Source organism: Stenotrophomonas sp. STEN054, from assembly GCF_056854535.1.
In genome coordinates, this window is the sequence record NZ_JBXFWG010000069.1 from 1 (window position 1) to 16,402 (window position 16,402).

17 protein-coding genes are annotated in these 16,402 nt (G+C 69.5%); 8 read left to right on the forward strand and 9 right to left on the reverse strand.

Annotation, left to right across the window (positions count from 1 at the left end):
• Positions 1–190 precede the first annotated feature (190 nt).
• On the reverse strand, positions 191–754 hold the full coding sequence (gene ahpC / locus AC1VXD_RS18410) for an alkyl hydroperoxide reductase subunit C (protein WP_079220707.1): 564 nt from the start codon (positions 752–754) through the stop codon (positions 191–193).
• Between the two features lie 324 nt (positions 755–1,078).
• On the opposite strand from ahpC, the gene prmC reads away from it, so the two are divergent.
• Positions 1,079–1,936: a peptide chain release factor N(5)-glutamine methyltransferase gene (gene prmC, locus AC1VXD_RS18415; RefSeq protein ID WP_482993259.1), complete on the forward strand. Its 858-nt coding sequence runs from the start codon at positions 1,079–1,081 to the stop codon at positions 1,934–1,936.
• 48 nt (positions 1,937–1,984) lie between these two features.
• Positions 1,985–2,926 carry a prolyl aminopeptidase gene (pip, locus tag AC1VXD_RS18420; RefSeq protein ID WP_482993260.1) on the forward strand — a complete coding sequence of 314 codons (942 nt, stop codon included), beginning with the start codon at positions 1,985–1,987 and terminating at the stop codon, positions 2,924–2,926.
• Between the two features lie 147 nt (positions 2,927–3,073).
• Here pip and AC1VXD_RS18425 read toward each other — a convergent pair whose 3' ends face one another.
• The gene (locus tag AC1VXD_RS18425; protein WP_482993261.1) at positions 3,074–3,973 is read right to left on the reverse strand and encodes a LysR family transcriptional regulator; all 900 of its coding nucleotides are present in this window, start codon (positions 3,971–3,973) and stop codon (positions 3,074–3,076) included.
• Between the two features lie 91 nt (positions 3,974–4,064).
• On the opposite strand from AC1VXD_RS18425, the gene AC1VXD_RS18430 reads away from it, so the two are divergent.
• Both AC1VXD_RS18430 and AC1VXD_RS18435 read left to right on the forward strand, forming a co-directional pair.
• Positions 4,065–5,477, forward strand: coding sequence for an MFS transporter (locus tag AC1VXD_RS18430; protein WP_482993262.1), 1,413 nt, complete (start codon positions 4,065–4,067; stop codon positions 5,475–5,477).
• Positions 5,474–6,145, forward strand: a complete 672-nt coding sequence (locus AC1VXD_RS18435; protein WP_482993263.1) for a DUF7716 domain-containing protein — start codon at positions 5,474–5,476, stop codon at positions 6,143–6,145. Before AC1VXD_RS18430 ends, AC1VXD_RS18435 begins: the two co-directional genes overlap by 4 nt.
• A gap of 32 nt (positions 6,146–6,177) precedes the next feature.
• Here AC1VXD_RS18435 and AC1VXD_RS18440 read toward each other — a convergent pair whose 3' ends face one another.
• The 4 genes from AC1VXD_RS18440 to AC1VXD_RS18455 are packed head-to-tail and all read right to left on the reverse strand — an operon-like array spanning position 6,178 to position 9,071.
• Positions 6,178–6,975, reverse strand: a complete 798-nt coding sequence (locus AC1VXD_RS18440) for an N-formylglutamate amidohydrolase (RefSeq protein ID WP_482993264.1) — start codon at positions 6,973–6,975, stop codon at positions 6,178–6,180.
• Positions 6,968–7,522: an NUDIX hydrolase gene (locus tag AC1VXD_RS18445; protein ID WP_482993265.1), complete on the reverse strand. Its 555-nt coding sequence runs from the start codon at positions 7,520–7,522 to the stop codon at positions 6,968–6,970. Before AC1VXD_RS18445 ends, AC1VXD_RS18440 begins: the two co-directional genes overlap by 8 nt.
• Positions 7,519–8,508, reverse strand: a complete 990-nt coding sequence (locus AC1VXD_RS18450) for a 5'-3' exonuclease (protein ID WP_482993272.1) — start codon at positions 8,506–8,508, stop codon at positions 7,519–7,521. The genes AC1VXD_RS18445 and AC1VXD_RS18450 overlap by 4 nt, the downstream gene beginning before the upstream one ends.
• Entirely contained in the window at positions 8,493–9,071 is a 579-nt protein-coding gene (locus AC1VXD_RS18455) for a nitroreductase family protein (protein ID WP_406232888.1), read from the reverse strand. Before AC1VXD_RS18455 ends, AC1VXD_RS18450 begins: the two co-directional genes overlap by 16 nt.
• A 331-nt stretch (positions 9,072–9,402) precedes the next feature.
• Between AC1VXD_RS18455 and AC1VXD_RS18460 the strand changes: the two genes are divergently transcribed.
• Together AC1VXD_RS18460 and AC1VXD_RS18465 are read left to right on the forward strand one after the other, a co-directional pair.
• Positions 9,403–11,760 carry a DUF1631 domain-containing protein gene (locus AC1VXD_RS18460; protein WP_482993266.1) on the forward strand — a complete coding sequence of 786 codons (2,358 nt, stop codon included), beginning with the start codon at positions 9,403–9,405 and terminating at the stop codon, positions 11,758–11,760.
• A 52-nt stretch (positions 11,761–11,812) separates the two neighbouring features.
• Positions 11,813–12,892, forward strand: a complete 1,080-nt coding sequence (locus tag AC1VXD_RS18465) for an NAD(P) transhydrogenase subunit alpha (protein ID WP_482993267.1) — start codon at positions 11,813–11,815, stop codon at positions 12,890–12,892.
• A gap of 181 nt (positions 12,893–13,073) precedes the next feature.
• Here AC1VXD_RS18465 and AC1VXD_RS18470 read toward each other — a convergent pair whose 3' ends face one another.
• Genes AC1VXD_RS18470 through AC1VXD_RS18480 form a run of 3 tightly spaced genes read right to left on the reverse strand, consistent with a single transcriptional unit; the run spans position 13,074 to position 14,442 of the window.
• A complete protein-coding gene (locus AC1VXD_RS18470) occupies positions 13,074–13,529 on the reverse strand; it encodes a DUF3106 domain-containing protein (protein ID WP_482993268.1) in 456 nt (151 codons plus the stop codon).
• Positions 13,530–13,534: 5 nt separating this feature from the next.
• Entirely contained in the window at positions 13,535–13,861 is a 327-nt protein-coding gene (locus AC1VXD_RS18475; protein ID WP_482993269.1) for a hypothetical protein, read from the reverse strand.
• Positions 13,858–14,442, reverse strand: a complete 585-nt coding sequence (locus tag AC1VXD_RS18480; RefSeq protein ID WP_482993270.1) for an RNA polymerase sigma factor — start codon at positions 14,440–14,442, stop codon at positions 13,858–13,860. Before AC1VXD_RS18480 ends, AC1VXD_RS18475 begins: the two co-directional genes overlap by 4 nt.
• A gap of 98 nt (positions 14,443–14,540) precedes the next feature.
• Here AC1VXD_RS18480 and AC1VXD_RS18485 point away from each other — a divergent pair, with 98 nt between their 5' ends.
• Positions 14,541–14,861, forward strand: a complete 321-nt coding sequence (locus AC1VXD_RS18485; protein WP_005408173.1) for an NAD(P) transhydrogenase subunit alpha part 2 — start codon at positions 14,541–14,543, stop codon at positions 14,859–14,861.
• Entirely contained in the window at positions 14,858–16,318 is a 1,461-nt protein-coding gene (locus tag AC1VXD_RS18490) for an NAD(P)(+) transhydrogenase (Re/Si-specific) subunit beta (protein WP_482993271.1), read from the forward strand. Before AC1VXD_RS18485 ends, AC1VXD_RS18490 begins: the two co-directional genes overlap by 4 nt.
• The last annotated feature ends 84 nt before the right edge of the window (positions 16,319–16,402 follow it).

The following is a 16,402-nucleotide window of genomic DNA, read 5'->3' on the forward strand; positions in this document are numbered from 1 at the left end:
AATTCATCGGCGGATTATAGGCGTGTGCCGCAGGCACACGCCGGGTAGCGCCCGGGGCCAGCCCCCCGGGCCCCCCCAACCCCCCCCAGCGCCCCCCCGCGCCCGGGACCCCCCCCCCCCGGGGGGGGGGGGGGGGGCCGGGGTTGGGGGGGCGCGCGGGGGGGGGGGGCGGCGGCAGGCCGGTACTGCTTTAGATCTTGCCGACCAGGTCCAGCGACGGGGTCAGGGTCTTCTCGCCTTCCTTCCACTTGGCCGGGCAGACCTGGTTCGGGTTGGCGGCGGTGAACTGGGCAGCCTTCAGCTTGCGCAGGGTCTCGGAGACGTCACGGGCGATCTCGTTGGAGTGGATCTCCAGGGTCTTGATCACGCCTTCCGGGTTGATGATGAAGGTGCCGCGCAGGGCCAGGCCTTCTTCTTCAATGTGCACGCCGAAGGCGCGGGTCAGCTTGTGGGTCGGGTCGCCGACCAGCGGGAACTGGGCCTTGCCGACGGCCGGCGAGGTTTCGTGCCACACCTTGTGCGAGAAGTGGGTGTCGGTGGTGACGATGTAGACCTCGGCGCCGGCCTTCTTGAACTCGGCGTAATGCTCGGCGGCGTCTTCGATCTCGGTCGGGCAGTTGAAGGTGAAGGCGGCCGGCATGAAGATCAGGACGGACCACTGGCCCTTCAGGCTGGCATCGGAAACCTTGATGAACTCGCCGTTGTGGTAGGCGTTGGCTTCGAACGGCTGGATCTGGGTGTTGATGAGGGACATCGTTTTTCCTCTGGGTGAAGGGGGAACGGGTGAATCGACAGGAGCTAGATTACCGATTCATCATCGATAAGAACAATGCATTGATTTCATCTATTTGATAGATGTAGTCTATTAAAAAGCGATGAGTCTGCCATGAATCCGGTCGTGGCCATCCTGCAAGTGGTTGCATGAAAAGGGAAATCCAGGCGGGTCGTGAAGACGGGCCCATAGCCCCTCCTTATGCCGCCCCGGAGAAGCTGAACGAATCCCGGCTTCTATAGAGCCGAGCCCTTGCTCGTCTGCCCCTGGAACAGCCGAGCATGGGCTCGGCTCTACAATTGCCGGATGCCCATCCAACCCGAACCCACCCTGCGCCAGGCGCTAGCCGACGCCAGCGCCCGCCTCAGCGGCATCGACGCCCGCCACGAGGCCGAACTGCTGCTGCTGCACGTGCTGGACCGGCCGCGCAGCTGGCTGTTCGCGCACGCCACCGATCCGCTGCCCGCCACCGATCTGGCCGCCTTCGACGCCCTGCTGGCGCGCCGCGTGGCCGGCGAACCGGTGGCTTACCTGACCGGCCGCCGCGGCTTCTGGACGCTGGACCTGGACGTCGACCCGTCGACCCTGATTCCGCGCCCCGAAACCGAGCTGCTGGTCGAGCTGGCGCTGGAGCGCCTGCCGGCCGATCGCGACCTGCAGGTGGCCGACCTCGGCACCGGCAGCGGCGCCATCGCCCTGGCCCTGGCCAGCGAGCGCCCGCGGGCCCAGGTGCTGGCCACCGACGCCAGCCTCGGCGCACTGACGATGGCCGCGCGCAATGCCGCCCGTCATGAACTGGGCAACGTGCGCTTCGCCGAAGGCGGGCACGACTGGTATGCGCCGCTGCAGGGTCAGCGCTTTGACCTGATCGCCAGCAACCCGCCTTACATCGCCAGCGATGACCCGCACCTGCAGCAGGGCGACCTGCGCTTCGAACCGGCCACGGCGCTCGCGTCCGGCCTGGATGGGCTGGATGACATCCGCCGCATCGTCGCCGGCGGCCAGGCGCACCTGCTGCCCGGCGGCTGGCTGCTGATCGAGCACGGCTGGGACCAGGGCGAGGCGATCCGCGCGCTGTTCGAGCAGGCCGGCTATGCGCAGGTGCAGACCGCGCAGGACCTGGAGCAGCGCGACCGCATCACCCTGGGCCAGCGCCCGGCCTAGAATGGAGGTTCTCCTGCCTTGGCAGGGCATCACCCTGGAGCTGCAAGCATGCGTACGCTGTATCCCGCCATCACCCCCTACGACGTCGGCACCCTGAAGGTCGACGACCGCCACACGCTGTACTTCGAACAGTGCGGCAACCCGGACGGCAAGCCGGTGGTGATGCTGCACGGTGGTCCGGGCGGTGGCTGCAGCGACAAGATGCGCCAGTTCCACGATCCGTCGAAGTACCGCATCATCCTGTTCGACCAGCGTGGCGCCGGTCGTTCCACCCCGCATGCGGACCTGGTGGACAACACCACCTGGGACCTCGTTGCCGATATCGAAAAGCTGCGCGAGCACCTGAAGGTGGACCGCTGGCAGGTGTTCGGCGGCAGCTGGGGGTCGACCCTGGCGCTGGCTTATGCCGAAACCCATCCGCAGCGCGTGACCGAGCTGGTCCTGCGCGGCATCTTCATGCTGCGCCGCTGGGAACTGGAATGGTTCTACCAGGAAGGCGCCAACCGCCTGTTCCCGGATGCGTGGGAGCACTACCTGAAGCCGATCCCGGCCGTGGAGCGCCACGACCTGATTTCGGCCTTCCACCGCCGCCTGACCAGCGAAGACGAAACCACGCGCCTGGAAGCGGCCAGGGCCTGGGCGGTGTGGGAAGGCGCGACCAGCTTCCTGCATGTCGATGACGACTTCATCAACAGCCACGAAGACCCGCATTTCGCGCTGGCGTTCGCCCGCATCGAGAACCACTACTTCGTCAACGGTGGCTTCTTCGAAGTGGAAGACCAGCTGCTGCGCGACGCGCACCGCATCGCCGATATTCCGGGCGTGATCGTGCACGGCCGCTACGACGTGGTGTGCCCGCTGGCCAATGCCTGGGACCTGACCAAGGTGTGGTCGAAGGCCAAGCTCGAGATCACCCCGGCCTCGGGCCACTCCGCGTTCGAAGCGGAGAACGTGGACGCGCTAGTGCGCGCCACCGATAGCTTCGCCTGATCGGTCGTGCCGGCCGCTGGCCGGCAACGCCCTACTGGTAGCGCCGGGCCATGCCCGGCGGCATTCCGTTCCGCCGCCGCGATGCGGCTCGCCGGGCATGGCCCGGCGCTACCGCGTAAACGAACCCCATCCACGCATGGCGTGGATCTACCAGTCGCCGGCCAGCAGCGCGTCGGCCAGCACCTGCAGCTTCGGCGAGTGCTGCCGCGACGGCGGGTAGATCAGCGACAGCTCGCGGCTGCGGCCTTCAAACGGCTGCAGTACGCGCTGCAGGCGTCCGTCAGCCAAGGCATCGGCCACCGCGAAATCCATCACCTGCACGATGCCGATGCCGGCGATGGCCGCTTCCACCAGCGGGTCGCCGCTGTCGAACACCATCCGCGTCGGCGGGGTGAAGTCGTGCAGCTGGCCGTCCTGCCGGAACTGCCAGTCCACCACGCGTCCGCTGCGCAGGTTGCGTACCGCCAGGCAGTCATGGTCGTGCAGCGTGGCGATATCCCCCGGCGTACCGCAACGGGCCAGGTAGGCCGGGCTGGCCACGGTCACCCAGCGCAGCGGCCGCAGCGGCCGCGCAACGATGCGCTGGTCGGCTATCACGCCGGTGCGCAGCGCGGCATCGAAGCCTTCCTCGACCAGATCGACCAGGCGATCACTGAGCACCGCGTCCACCTGCAGCTGCGGGTGCTGCTGCAGCAACAGCCCCAGCAGCGGCACCAGCACCTTGCGCCCGAACATCGACGGCGCGCTGATCTTCAGCGTGCCCGAGGGCGTGCACGGGCGGTCGGCCAGCTGCCGCTCGGCATCCTCGAGGCCGCACAGCAGCGGCGCGACCTGGTCGACGAACTGGCGCCCATCCGGGGTCAGCGCCACGTTGCGGGTGTTCCGCTGCAGCAGCTTCACCCCCAGCGTGGCCTCCAGCCGGCCGATCGCGCGCGACAGCCCGGACTGACTCAGGCCCAGCTGCCCGGCAGCGACGGTGAAGCTGCGCGCCTCGGCCACCTGCACCAGCATGCGCACGGCATTGAGGTCCAACGAGGATCCATTCATGCCGAAAATCATGACAGATATGGTTGGGCGGGGGTTTATTGATAGCGCCGCATCAATGAGACTGCGTTCCCCCACCGATCCACCGCCGCCGATGCCCCCTCTCAAGTACCCGCGCTGGGCGCTGACCCTGCTGGCCACCGCCCAGCTGATCATCGCCCTGGACGCCACCATCATCTTCGTCGCCCTGCATGACATGGGCCGCGCGCTGCAGATCAACGCGCAGCAGCTGCAGTGGGTGGTCAGCGCCTATACCGTGGCCTTCGGTGGCAGCCTGCTGCTGGGTGGGCGCGCCGCCGACCTGATCGGGCGCCGCCGCTTCTACCGGCTGGGCATGCTGCTGTTCGCGCTGGCCTCGCTGCTGGGTGCGCTGGCGCCGAACGCCACGCTGCTGATCATTGCGCGCGCCGCGCAGGGCATCGGTGCCGCGCTGCTGTTCCCGGCCACGCTGGCGCTGATCAACACGTTGTATGCCGAGGGCCCGGTGCGCAACCGCGCGCTGGCGATCTGGAGCATGGCCAGCGCGGTCGGCCTGGCGCTGGGCACCCTGCTCGGTGGCGTGCTGACCCAGGCGTTCGGCTGGCCGGCCGTGCTGGCGGTGATCGTGCCGCTGGCCACCGCCTGCGCCGTCGCCGCCGGTGCATGGTTGCCGGCCGATGGTCCGCGCGCGCAGGGGCGCTCGTTCGATCTGGCCGGCTGCATCACCGTCACCCTCGGCGGCAGCCTGCTGGTGACCACCCTCGTGCAGGGACCGGAGTGGGGCTGGACCGCGCCGGCCACGCTGGGCTGCCTGCTGCTGTCGGCGCTGCTGCTGGTGGCCTTCGTGCAGATCGAACAGCGCAGCCGCGATCCGCTGATGCACTTCGCGCTGCTGCGCTTGCCTGGACTGCGTGCCGCGCTCGGCCTCACCTTCGCCTTCATGAGCAGCTACGGCGTGCAGTACTACTTCATGGCGCTGTATTTCCAGGATGGCTACGGCTGGAGTCCGCTGCAGGCCGGCCTGGCGTTCCTGCCGGCGACGGCGGTGTGCACGGTCGGCATCCAGCTGGCCGAGTGGGCGCTGAAGCGCTGGAGCGCACGCAAAGTGCTGGTGCTCGGCCAGCTGGCCGGCGCCGTCGGCATCGCCTGGGTCGCAGCAACACTCCCGCACGCCTCGAACTTCTGGCCGCTGCTGCCGGGTGTGGTGGTGCTGAGCATCGGCCAGGGCACGACCTGGACCTCGATGTGGATCGTGGCCGGGCAGGGCGTGCCGGCCGCACAGCAGGGCGTGGCGTCGGGCATGGCCGCCACCGCGCAGCAGATCGGCAGTGCGCTGGGCCTGGCGGTGCTGGTGATGGTGGCCAATGCCGGCGCCGATGTTGCAGGTTCGCCCAGCGCGCTGGCCGGGCTGGTGCGTGCCGAGTACGGCGCCGCGCTGTTCGCCCTGTTCGGCGTGGTCATCGCGCTGGGCCTGCGCCCGGCACCGGTAGACTCGAGCACTCCTGCCTGCCTGGCCAACGGCGCATGATCGAACTGCTGGACCTGCAACAGACCCTGCACGCGTTCGTCGCCTGCAACGACGACCACGGCGTGTACGCGTCCTTCGGCTGGGTACATGCCACCGACGGCGATCCGATGCATGCGCGGTTCTGGTTGCCGCCCGATGAGGACACCGCGTTCGACGATGACAGCGAGGTGCCGGCCGAGGCGCGCGCGCTGGGCCTGTCCACCTATCTGGAGCCGGCCACGTTCGCGGACGTGCTCGACGTACAGAAGCGGCAGCGCCCGTTGTCCACGCTGGCCGAGTACGCGCAGGCGCTGGCGTACTACCACGCGTACGACGCGTTCCAGCAGATCGAAGGCATCGACGAGGCGCTGGGTGAGGCCACGGCCGCAGACCAGGCCATCGCGCGCGATGCCGGCGTAGGCGCGGGCATCTTTGCCTCGTTCGATCTGCAGCTGCTGGCGTGCGCGGACGAGCAGCTGAAGGGCACCGCGCAGGCCGTGGCGCACCTGCATGAGGTGCCGGTGGGTGAAGCGCTGGCACGCTGCCGTGCGTTGCCGCTGCTGCTGGGCGAGGCCCTGGATCGCAACCGCGCGCAGGCCATCAAGGATCAGTTCGAAGCGATCGGCGCGACCGTGCAGGTGCACGGGTTCAAGCCGTTCCCGTGGATGGACGCGCCCGTACTGCGTTGAACAACACCATCCACGCCACGCGTGGATGACCCTCACCCCGCCGCCAACAACCCCGGCTGCAACGCGCTGAAAATCCGCGCCAACCGCTCCGCCCAGGCCTGCTGCCCGGCCACATCGGCAATCAGGTCCTGACGGATCTCCAACTCCACGTGCACCAGGCCACGACCTTCGCCATGCACCGGCACCGCGTAATCGCTGGTGCTGCTCACCGAATACGGTTCGTTGTCGCCCACCACCAGGTCGCCTTCATCGCGCAGCGCCTGCAGCAGTGCCTGTGCGAAGCGCGTGTCCTGGTGGTACAGCACGCCGGCGTGCCACGGCCGCGCCGTGCCGTTCATCGCCGGGGTGAAGCTGTGCATCATCACCAGCAGGGTGGGGCGGCCGGCATCGCGGCGTGCGTCCAGCTCGGCATCGATGCGCGCGTGGTACGGCGCATGGATGGCATCGATGCGCTGCTGCCGCTGCGCCGCCGACAGCCCGGCATTGCCCGGCACCACGGTGTGGTCGCTCACTTCCGGGATCAGCGTGGGCGAGGCCAGCGGCCGGTTGCAGTCGATCAGCAGCCGCGAATAGGTCTGTTCGATGGCCCAGGCATCCAGCAGCCCGGCCAGTACGCGGGTGGTGCCGGCGATGCCGATGTCCCAGCCGATGTGGCGGTCCAGCTCGGCCTGCGCCAGGCCCAGGCCATGCAGCGCGCGCGGTACCTTCTGGCCGGCGTGGTCGGCCAGCAGTACGAACGGCGAGGCACCCTGCGCATGGTGGATCGTGTAGATCGCGGGATCGTCGGCACCGAGCAGGGCCGGCGCCGCATGCAGGTCGGCATCAGCCACGCGGGCGTCCATCCAGATGGTGCTCGATCATCCACAGGCCGGCCCAGAGCTTGGCGTCCAGCGCGTAGCCTTCGCCCATCTTCTGCACCAGCCAGGCGGCGGCCTGCGCGCGCGGAATCTCGTGCACGGTGATGTCTTCACTCTCATCGCCGCCGCCTTCGCCGATGCGGCGCAGGCCGGTGGCGCGGACGAAGGCGATCTGTTCGCTGCTGGCGCCGGACGAGGTCGGGCCGATCATCAACACTTCGGCGTGCTCGGCGGTCCAGCCGGTTTCTTCTTCCAGCTCGCGCACGGCTGACGCTTCAATCGACTCGCCCGCCGTGATGTCGCCGACCAGGCCGGCCGGCATCTCGATGGTGGCCGACTGCAGCGGCACGCGGAACTGTTCGACGAACACCACCTTGTCCTCGGGGGTGACCGCGATGATGATCGCCGCCAGGCCACCGGCATGGGTGCGCTCGCTGTATTCCCACGTGCCGCGCACGACCATGCGCTGGTACTTGCCTTCGTAGACGACGCGCGGGGCTTCGGTGTTTCTCTGGCTCATGCGGGCTCGCTGTAGGAGGGAGGGAAATCGTTGGGACCGGCCGCTGTGGCCGCACCGGGATCGTTGACGCCTGCGGCGCTGAACAGCCGCCGGCGGGTCAGCGGGCCGAAGCGCAGCGCCTGGCACAGGCCGCCCAGCAGCTCCGGGTCCGCCGCCTGGCGCAGCAGGCCCGGCTGGCAGCCTTCCAGCGGCGCGTCCAGCGCGATGGTGGTCAGCTGCCGCCAGAGCTGGGCGTGGTCGCGCTGCTCGCGCAGGCGCACGGCCATCTGTGCGGCGCCGCGAAGGCGCAGGAACGGTACTTCGTCCAGGCGTTCGTACAGCGCGTCCATGCTGCCGAAGTGGGCCAGCAGCACCGCCGCCGATTTGGCACCCACGCCGCTGATTCCGGGAATGTTGTCCACCGCATCGCCACACAGGGCCAGGTAATCGGCGATCTGGTGTGCGTGCACGCCGTGCCGCGCCTTTACCCCGGCCACGTCCCAGCGCTGGTTGCGTGCGTAGTCCCACTGTTCGTCGTGGTCCAGCAGCAGCTGCGACAGGTCCTTGTCGGCGGAAATGATCAGGCCGCGATGACTGTGCCGGTGCTGGTGCAGCGCGCTGCCGATCAGGTCGTCGGCCTCGTAGTCATGGTGGGCCAGCACCACCAGGCCCAGCGCCGCGCACAACGCCTTGCAGTGCACGAACTGGCGCTTCAGTGCTTCCGGCGCCGGATCGCGGTTGGCCTTGTAGGCCGCGTACAGGCGGTGGCGGAAGCCGCTGTCGAGCGCTTCGTCGAAGGCGATGGCGATGTGCCGGGGGCGCTCGCGCTCGAGCAGGTCCAGCAGGAAGCGGGCGAACCCGTGTACCGCATTGGTCGGCCAGCCCTGGCTGTCCTGGAACTCGTCCGGCAGCGAATGCCAGGCACGGAACACATAGATGCTGGCATCCACCAGGTACAGCGGCGGCGGCAGCGGCACGGCATTCACGGCGCTCACTGGCCGGTCCAGTCCTGCAGCAGGGCCGCGGCGTCCGGCCGCTCGCGCTCGGGCACGTCGGCCTTGGGGGTGCCGATATGGATGAAGCCGGCGATACCTTCGCCCTCGGCCAGGCCCAGGTGGGCATGCACGGCGGGGTCGAAGGCCATCCACGCGGTCAGCCACTGCGCGCCGAAGCCCAGCGCCTGGGCGGCCTGCAGCAGGGCGAAGCAGACGCAGCCGGCAGTCATCAGCTGCTCCTGTTCGGGCACTTTGGCGTCCGGGCGCGGGCTGGCAACCACCACGATCACCACCGGGGCGTGGCTGAAGCGCTGGCGGTCCTTCTCGAACACCGCCTCGCCGGCCTGCGGATCGCGCTGGCGGCTGCGTTCGACCAGGAAGTCCCCCAGGGTGTGACGGGCATCGCCGGCAATCTTCAGGAAACGGAACGGGACGCGCTTGCCGTGGTCGGGCACGCGGACCGCCGACTGCAGCATGCGCAGCAGGGTGGCCGGGTCCGGGCCGGGCTCGCCCAGCTGCCGCGAGGGCACTGAACGGCGGGCGTCTAGGGCGAGCAGGGCTGCGGGGTCGGGCATGGAGTCTGAACCGGTCATCACGGGCTGAAGATTATAGTCGGGGCGATTGGTGACGCTGTCTGCGTCGTGTTTGCCCCTTCAATATCAAACTGTGATGAACGTCATGCCACTGCCGGGCAACCGGCGAGCCCTTCCCCTCGCCTCGCAGGCCCCGCACGGCTTAGGATATCCGTCTTGCCGGGCCGCCGGTCGTGAGGTTTGAAGTGAGGACTGTTTCACTGTCCGTGACGGGCTGGCCGGCCTACCATCGACGATCCGGTACATGGGGTGTACCGGTCCTCGCGATGTCCATGATGCCTGTCGTACCAGAGAAGGTGGGGAGCCTTCCCGAATGATGAGTGCGCCCACTCAGATGGGATCGTCGGGTCGTGACCCGGCCCAGCTCAAGCGTGCGCGTGACGCTGTCCTGCCCGCGCTGGGTCAGGCCTTCGGCGCGGCGCTGGCGCGGTTTGACGATGCCCTGTTCGATCGAGCCGGCAATGCCGGCTCGTCGCAGTTGCTGTTCCTGGATGCCATGCGCGAACTGCGCCGGCGCCGGGACGAGATCACCGCGGCCTTTGCCGCCCACCTGGACCAGGCCTGGGCCGCGCTGGCCGACGGCCAGCCGCTGTCCGCCGAAGCCACCCTGTCCGGGCCGGCCGAGGAAAGCCTGAGCCTCATTCCCGAGCATGTCCTGGAATCGCGGCTGGCGGTGCGCAACTTCGCCACCGTGCTGCTGCGCGATTTCAAGCCGGTGCTGGCCCGCCTCGACCGTCGCCTCGGCTGGCTGGTCGGCGGTCTGGAACTGGACGCCGACCTCGACCCGATCAGCCCCGAGCACCTGGGCGTGGCCATCCACCAGGCCTTCGTCGGGTGCGAGCTGGCCCCGGAAGTACACCTCGTGCTGATCAAGCTGTGCGAGCGCGACATGCGCACGCCGGTGGGTCGCATCTACGAGAAGCTGGACGAGCAGTTGGCGGCCGCCGGTGTGATGCCGCAGATGGGCGCCCCGCGGCGACCGCTGTCGGCGGCCCCGGCCTCGGCCCCGCAGGCCCCGCACGGGCTGGACGACCTGGTCGAGCAGCGCCAGACGTCGGGCTTCGAGACCGATTTCAGCACCGAGGAGCAGGCCGCACCGGCCTGGGCGCAGCGGTTTGCCGCGCGCTGGTCCGAACGTCGTGGCCACATGCAGCAGCAGCTGCCCGGCGAGAACGGCATGCCCGGCGGCGCGCCGGCCGGGTCGGGCGAAGCCTATCCCGGCCAGCAGGGCCAGCAGGGGATGCTGCTGGAGGCGCTGCACGAACTGCTGCAGCAGACCCGGCATGTCCGCGAGGACGCCACGTCGGCCGCGCAGGTGGCGGTGGGCCAGCATCGCCCGCTCAGCCAGCGCGAGATGATGTCGGTGCTGTCGCTGCTGCAGGCCACGCCCAGCGCCACCCTTCGCGCGGCCATCGGCGAGGACGGCGAATCGCTGGCGCAGCGGCTGAAGAGCGAAGTGCTGTCCAACGCCACCCGCCTCGGCGTGGATCCCGGCCAGACGCGGCTGGACCCGCAGGACGAGGATGCGATCGACCTGGTCGGCATGCTGTTCGACGTGATGCTGGACGAACGCGAACTGGAAGGCCGCTCGCGCGAGTTGATCGGCCGCCTAGTGGTTCCCTTCGTCAAGGTCGCCATGCTCGACCGCCGCATGTTCGTGCAGAAGACCCATCCGGCCCGCAAGCTGCTCAATTCGCTGGCCGAGGCGTGCGAAGGCAACACCGGCGAAAGCCAGGCCGAGCGCATGCTGATGGCCAAGGTCGAGGAGATCATCGAGCGCCTGGTCGCCGAGTTCAACGAGAACCTGGCGATCTTCCTGACCCTGGAAGAAGAATTCCGCGATTTCCTGCTGCAGCATCGTCGCCGCGTGGAAATCGCCGAGCGCCGCGCCGCCGAAACTCAGCGTGGCCAGGAAAAGCTGGAGATGGCCCGCAACCGCGCCGGCGCCGAACTGGACCGCCGCATCGGCGATGCCACCCTGCCGCCGGCGATCGCCGAGTTCCTGCGCCAGCCGTGGCAGCACCACCTGACCCTGGCGCTGCTGCGCGAGGGCGAGGACGGCGCGTCCGTGGCCGAGGCACTGAGCCTGGGCGATGGCTTGCTGGAAGAAGTGGCCGAGGCACGCCGGCACATCATCGGCAAGCCGTGGCTGCAGGCCTGGCAGCCGGTGCTGGCCAAGGTGTTCGCCAGTGTCGGCGTGCATGGTGACGCGGCCTCGGCCGCCATCGATGCGCTGCACGGCACCCTGCAGGGCATTGCCGAATCGCGGCCGGAACTGCAGCGCGCGCTGCCGGAACTGCCGCAGGTCGCGCTGCCGACCGCGCCGGTGCCCGAAGCCAGTGCCGTGGAACTGGCCGGGCAGGTCGATACCGATGATTTCGACAATGCCGACGCCGATCGCTTCCGTCGCATGGAAATCGGCAACTGGCTGGACTTCGTCGACAAGGACGGCAAGGTCCAGGCCGGCAAGCTGTCCTGGATCAGCCCGATCTCCTCGCGCCTGCTGTTCGTCAACCGCCGCGGCGTGCGCTTCTGCGTGGCCTCGCCGGAAGAACTGGCGGTGATGGTGCGGCTGGGCCGCCTGCGCGCCCACGTCGACGATGGCGCCTTCGACAGCGCCATGCAGGGCGTGATCGACCGCCTGGACCCGGGCAGCGCCACCCTGCACTGAGGGGTGGCCGCCTGCTAGGATCGGGAAAACTCACCGATCAGCGGGGACCTGCATGGCCGTGGCGTTGCTGGGGATGAAGGAGACCGCGCCGGGCGAACGGCGCGTGGCACTGACGCCGGAAACGGCGCGCAAGCTTGGGGCGTTGGGCGTCACCGTCTGGTACGAAGCCGGCGCCGGACTGGCTGCGGGCTTCCCCGATGCCGCCTATGACGATGCCGGCGCGCGCGTCTTCGACGCTGGCCGCTGGAGCGAGATCGACATCCTGCTGTGCGTGCAGGCGCCACCGGCGGCGGTGCTGGCCCAGCTCAAGCCGGGCGCCAGCGTAGTCGGCCTGCTCACTCCGGCCAGCGACCCATCGCTGGCGGCGCTGGCAAGTGACGACCGCCTGTTGTTGTTCCCGCTGCAGCAGCTGCCGCGCACCACGCGTGCGCAGGCCATGGACGTGCTCAGTTCACAGGCCGGCATGGCCGGCTACAAGGCCGCGCTGATCGCCGCCGAGCGCGCGCCGCGCTTCTTCCCGATGCTGACCACGGCGGCCGGTACCGTGCGCCCGGCCAAGGTGCTGGTGATCGGTGCCGGCGTGGCCGGCCTGCAGGCGATCGCCACCGTGCGCCGTCTCGGCGCGCAGGTGGAAGGCTTCGACGTGCGCCCGGAAACCCGTGAACAGATCCAGTCGTTGGGCGCACGCTTCCTCGACCTGGGGGTGAGCGCAGCGGGCGAGGGCGGCTATGCGCGCGCGCTGACCGACGAGGAGCGCGCCGAGCAGCAGCGCCGCCTTGCTGACCATCTGCGCAGCGTGGACGTGGTGATCTGCACCGCGGCCGTGCCAGGCCGGCCGGCACCCACCATCGTCACTGCGGCGATGGTCGAGGGCATGGCGGCGGGCAGCGTGATCGTCGATCTGGCCGCCGAGAGCGGCGGCAATTGTGCAATGACCCAGCCGGGCCAGTGCATCGACCGCCAGGGCGTGGCCATCGACGGCCCGCTGAACCTGGCCAGCCGCGGCGCCACCCAGGCCAGCGAGATGTACGCGCGCAACCTGTTGAACTTCGTTACCCTGTTCGTGCAGGGCGGCCAGCTGGGCTTCGACTGGGAAGACGAACTGCTGGCGAAGACGCGCTGGCAGGCGTGACCCGGCCCGCACGCTGTAGAGCCGAGCCCATGCTCGGCTTGCGCAGAGGCGATGAAGCAGCCGAGCGAGGGCTCGGCTCTACAAAGAGCTCCACGCGGCTTTGAAGCGGCAGCGCCGGGCCATGCCCGGCGAGCGCAGCGGCCCGCACAGGTTCCGCCGGGCATGGCCCGGCGCTACCCGTTTACCGCGGCTTCGCCGGCGGCGGATTCTCCCGCACCCACTCTTTGCGCTGTTCCGGCGTCATGTCCGTCCAGCGCTCGCGCAGTGCATCGCGCTGGGCCTGGCTCAACGTGCGCATCTGGCCGTACAGCGCGCGCGCCTGCTCACGCTGTTCCGGGCTCATGTGCTCGAAGCGGCGCAGGCCGCGGCGGGCCTTGTCGCGTTCTTCCGGGCTCATCGACTGCCAGCGCTGGCCGTGCGAGAGCATGCGCTGGCGCTGGCCGGCATCGGCGCCGTTCCAGCGGTCACGCAGCGGGGCCAGCAGCGCATCGCGCTGGGCCGGGCTGAGCTGTTCCCAGTTCGGCAGCGCGGCGCTCGCGCCCGGCGTGGTGGCAGGCGCGGTCGTCTGTGCCAGCAGCGGCGCAGCCGGCAGCAGGACCAGGGCGAACAGCAGGGGCAGGGTGGGGCGTTGCAGCATGGTTCTCACTCCATTGCCAGGTCGGTGTCGCCCAGCCACAGGTACATGTCGGGATTCTCGTCGTACAGCGCGCTGTTGTCTTCCACCGTGGCCACCGTCGGTGCCGGGGCCGGGGCGGTGTGCGTGCCCGGGCCGGTGAACTGCACGCCGATGCCCAGCGCCATCACCAGCGAACAGGCACTGGCCAGCCACCAGCGCCAGCGGCCCCGGTGCGCCGCGTGCGCGCCATGGCGGGCCTGGCGCAGGCGCGCCAGGGTGGCCGGCGACAGCGACTGCAGCGACTGCGCGTGCAGGCTGCGCAGGGCGTCATCGGAAGGCAGGGAGCGGTTCACGGGTGGTTCTCCAGGTAATCCTGCAGCGCCTGTCGGGCGCGTGCCAGATGGGTCTTTACCGCGCCTTCGCTGCATCCCATGGCGCGGGCGGTGGTGGCCCCGTCCAGGTCCTGCAGCACGCGCAGGGTGAAGGCCTCGCGCTGGCGGGCGGGCAGGGTGCGCAGGGCCTGCACCAGCTGCTGGTACTGCTGGCGCTGCTCGTGCGCCTGTGCCGGGTCCGGGCCGGGGTCGGCCCAGTCGATGTCGGCGCCGTCGGCATCGTGGTTGTCGCGCCAGAACGGCAGGCGGAAGCGGCGCCGGCGCTGCAGGTCGATCACCCGCCTGCGCAGGATGCTCCAGAACAGCGGCGCCCATTCGGCGGCCGGCTTGTCGGGGTAGTCCAGCATGCGCAGCAGGGCATCCTGTACCGCGTCCAGGGCATCCTCGCGCTGGCGCAGGCCGGCTTCGGCGAAGCGGAAGGCGCGCGGGCCGACGCTGGCCAGGAACGCGTCCAGCGATGCCGGCAGGGCATCGGCGTCGGCGGTCGGGGGGAGGGGGCTGCTCACCAGCACAGGGTACGGTTCCTCGCTCGGGGTCACCATCGACAACGCGTGAGCGGGGCTTTGGTTGACCGGAGTACGCGTCGGGTTCAGCCCGTGGTTATGATGGGGCGACGAAGACAGAGCGGGAGGCGTTGCCGATGAGTGACGGGTTCGTGGCGCTGTACATCTTCATGCTGGCCGCAATCGCGGGCCACGTGATCATTTCGCGGGTGCCGGTCATCCTGCATACCCCGCTGATGTCGGGTTCCAACTTCATCCACGGCATCGTGCTGATCGGCGCGATGGTGGTGCTGGGCCACGCGCAGACACCGCTGGAGAAGGCCCTGGGCTTCCTCGCCGTGGTGCTGGGCGCCGGCAACGCCGCCGGTGGCTACGTGGTCACCGCGCGCATGCTGGAAATGTTCAAGCCGAGCGCGCCCAAGGGTGGCAAGGACGAACCGAAGGAGCCGCAGGCTTGAACATCAGCACCGTCGAACTGCTCGATTGGCTGGTCAAGGCCAGCTACCTGGTGGCCGCCACGCTGTTCCTGCTCGGCCTGCAGCGCATGGCCTCGCCGCTCACCGCGCGCAGCGGCATCCGCTGGGCCGGGCTGGGCATGCTGCTGGCCACGGTGGCCACCTTCTTCCTGCCCGAACTGCACAACGTGCCGCTGATCCTGGTGGCGCTGCTGCTCGGCGCCGGCTTGGCCTGGTGGTCGGCCGGCAGGGTCGCCATCACCGACATGCCGCAGATGGTGGCGCTCTACAACGGCATGGGCGGTGGCTCGGCCGCGGCCATCGGCGCGGTGGAGCTGCTGCGCTATGCCTTCCTGGCCAACCGCGATACCAGCCACTGGAGCGCGCAGGCGCTGGCCGACTTGGCCGCGCGCCAGCCCTCGGCCACCATGCTGCTGCTGGCGGTGGTCGGCGCGGCCATCGGCGCGGTGTCGCTGTCCGGTTCGGTCATCGCCTGGGCCAAGCTCGACGGGCGCCTGGACAAGCGCGTCACCTGGCCCGGCCAGCAGGCGCTGAACCTGCTGGTGGCGCTGGCCGTGGTGGTGCTGGCGATCATCGCCGCCAGCACGCTCAGCACCTGGTCCATCGTCGCCTTCTTCGTGCTGGCGCTGGCCCTGGGCGTGCTGATGACGCTGCCCATTGGCGGCGCCGACATGCCGGTGGTGATCTCGCTGTACAACGCGTTCACCGGCCTGGCGGTGTCCTTCGAAGGCTATGTGCTGGGCAACGAGGCACTCATCATCGCCGGCATGATGGTCGGCGCGGCCGGCATCCTGCTGACGCGGCTGATGGCCAAGGCGATGAACCGGCCGATCAGCAACGTGCTGTTCTCCAACTTCGGCGGTGGCGCAGGTGGCGAAGCGCAGGCAATCACCGGCTCGCAGAAGCCGATCGAAGCGGCCGACGTGGCGGCGATGATGGCCTTCGCCGAGCGCGTGGTGATCGTGCCCGGCTACGGCATGGCCGTGGCCCAGGCCCAGCACAAGATCTGGGAACTGGCGCAGCGTCTGGGCCAGCGCGGGGTGAAGGTGAAGTTCGCCATCCACCCGGTGGCGGGTCGCATGCCGGGGCACATGAACGTGCTGCTGGCCGAAGCGGGCGTGCCCTACGACCTGATCGCCGACATGGACGACATCAACCCCGAATTCGCCAACACCGACGTGGTGCTGGTGATCGGTGCCAACGACGTGGTCAACCCGGTGGCGCGCACCGACCCGGCCAGCCCGATCTACGGCATGCCGGTGCTGGATGTGGTCAACGCCCGCAACGTGGTGGTGATCAAGCGCGGCAAGGGCACCGGCTTTGCCGGCATCGAGAATGCGCTGTTCTATGCCGACAACACCCGCATGCTGTACGGCGATGGCGCCGAGGCCGCGGCGTCGCTGGTGGGCGAACTGAAGGCGCTCGACGGCGGGCATTGAAGGCCGCGTGCCGCTGCGCTCGCCGGGCCAGGCCCGGCGGGTCCCGGGCAGGCGGCCCGGTAGCGGCCCGGCCGGCCCGGCGGG